At 71.4% G+C, this 2,193-nt stretch carries 2 protein-coding genes and 1 pseudogene; 1 reads left to right on the forward strand and 2 read right to left on the reverse strand.

Translation table 11 applies throughout. The features are described 5' to 3' along the window. Together AB0I98_RS49730 and AB0I98_RS49735 are read right to left on the reverse strand one after the other, a co-directional pair. Nucleotides 1–258 (reverse strand): annotated as a pseudogene (locus AB0I98_RS49730) (hypothetical protein); the annotation flags it as partial. A gap of 226 nt (nucleotides 259–484) precedes the next feature. Beyond that, the gene (locus AB0I98_RS49735) at nucleotides 485–712 is read right to left on the reverse strand and encodes a hypothetical protein (protein WP_362953137.1); all 228 of its coding nucleotides are present in this window, start codon (nucleotides 710–712) and stop codon (nucleotides 485–487) included. 351 nt (nucleotides 713–1,063) lie between these two features. On the opposite strand from AB0I98_RS49735, the gene AB0I98_RS49740 reads away from it, so the two are divergent. After that, nucleotides 1,064–2,071, forward strand: coding sequence for an NADP-dependent oxidoreductase (locus AB0I98_RS49740; protein ID WP_362953139.1), 1,008 nt, complete (start codon nucleotides 1,064–1,066; stop codon nucleotides 2,069–2,071). Nucleotides 2,072–2,193 lie beyond the last annotated feature (122 nt).

Genomic DNA, 2,193 nt, shown 5'->3' on the forward strand with positions numbered 1-2,193 from the left:
GGGGTCCCCCCCCTCTTCCGCCCCCCCCACCGCCGCCCCGCGACGCCGAGCCGCCCCGCGCCGACCACGACTCAGCCGGCCGCGACCTTCCCCATGGGGAAGGATCAGGAACCGCCCGTACGCGAGCCCTTTCATCACCTCGTCGGCCACGTCCTCGGGAGCGAGCACCGAGCCGCCGAGCACCGCTTTCGCAGCCGCGTCCGACTGCTCGTAGATCTCGGTACGCACCCCCAGCGGGCACACGACCTGGACCGTCACGCCCTTCTCGCCGCAATGGACCGAAAGCCACTCGGCGAAGGCGAGCGCGCCGTGCTTGGGACGAGTACGGCGCCGATTCGAGGTGCGTGAGCAGACCGGCGGCAGAGACGGTGGTGAGCAGATGCCCGCGCCCCCATCCCACCCACGGGCCGATCAGATGGCGTGCTCCGAGCCGCCGGGCTCGATCCCCGCGTTCGCGCAGTACGGAACGATCTCGCCGAGGTGGTCACGCGCCGCCGCGATGAGGGCGGCCACGCCCTACTCCGCCCCTGCGTCGCCGGGTACGGCCAAGCCCGCCGAGTTCGTCGGCGCCCCGGGCGGCGGCATCGGCGTCCAGATCGTTGATCACGAGCCGGGCACCCGCAGCGGCGAAGCGGCGGGCGAGTGCCGATCTGATGCCCGCCCCGGTCCCGGGGACCACGACACCCGCGTCCTTGAGTTCTATGGCCGCCATCCGGCCATCAAGGGGCGTCACCGGGCAGTCGGCCGTCCGCAGGTGGTCGAGCAGTGGGACACGCCGACGCCGGCGCTGTCGCGCGCACGGGCCCCGTTGCCGCGGGGTGAGGACACGGCGCTGGTACACCCCTACCGGCCACATGACCACCGGACGCGGCGAGTGCGGCAGTCGGCGCCCCCGCGCCCGCCAGGTCCACCAAGCCCCGGCCAGGATGAGTGCACCCGAGGGCTCGACGACCCCGTGAACCATAGGCGTCTGACGGAGAGGGTGGCTTGTGGTCAATATCACGCACGTCGACGTACCTACTGGTCGGTATGGTCACAGGGAGCCGCGACGACAGGAGGCACGATGTCTGCGACCAACCGCCAGATCCGTCTGGCAGCCCGCCCCAAGGGCGAGGTCAACCCCAATGACTGGGAGCACTGCGCGGGGCCCGTCGACGAACCGGGCCCGGGCCGGTTCGCGGGCCGGGCACGCGTCATCTCCCTGGACCCGGCGATGCGGGGCTGGCTGGACGACCGTCCCTCCTACCTGCCGCCGGTGGGCATCGGTGAGGTGATGCGCGCCGGATCGGTCATCGAGGTCACCATGTCCAACCACCCCGACTTCCAGCCGGGTGATCACGTGGTCGGAACGTTCGGCGTCCAGGAGTACGTGGTCTCCGACGGCAGGGGCGCCATGAAGATCGACACCTCCCTCGCCCCGCCCTCGACGTATCTGGGCGCGCTGGGCATGCCCGGCATGACCGCCTACTTCGGCCTGCTGGACGTCGGGGCGCTGAAGGACGGCGAGACCGTCGTGGTGTCGGGGGCGGCCGGCGCGGTCGGCACCATCGCGGGTCAGATCGCGAAGGCCAAGGGCTGCCGGGTCGTGGGCATCGCCGGAGGGCCGGAGAAGTGCGCGTTGCTCACCGACGAACTGGGATTCGACGCGGCGATCGACTACCGCACCGAGGACGTCAGGAAGGCGCTGCGCGGCCACACCCCCGACGGCATCGACGTCTATTTCGACAACGTGGGGGGTGACATCCTCGACGCCGCCCTGACCCGGCTGGCGATGCACGCGCGCGTCGTGGTGTGCGGTGCGATCAGTCAGTACAACAACGCCACCGCGGTCAAGGGCCCCTCGAACTACCTCTCGCTGCTGGTGCGCCGCGCCCGCATGGAGGGCTTCGTCGTCTTCGACTACGCCAAGCGCTACGCGGAGGCCGCCCAGGAGATCTCCGCCTGGATCGGCGCCGGCCGCATCAAGGTCAAGGAACATGTGGTCAGGGGGACCGTGGACGACTTCCCCGAGACGTTGCAGATGCTGTTCCGCGGCGAGAACGTCGGCAAGCTCGTCCTGGAGCTGGCATGACGGCGGTCGAGAGCGGGGCCGCGCTCCAGGGCAAGGTGGCGATCGTCACCGGCGGCGCCAGCGGGCTGGGCCGGGCCACGGCGCTGGCGCTGGCCAAGGCGGGGGCGCGCGTCGTGGTCGCG

Origin of the sequence: Streptomyces sp. NPDC050211 (genome assembly GCF_040656035.1) — a bacterium.
Lineage (GTDB): Bacteria > Actinomycetota > Actinomycetes > Streptomycetales > Streptomycetaceae > Streptomyces.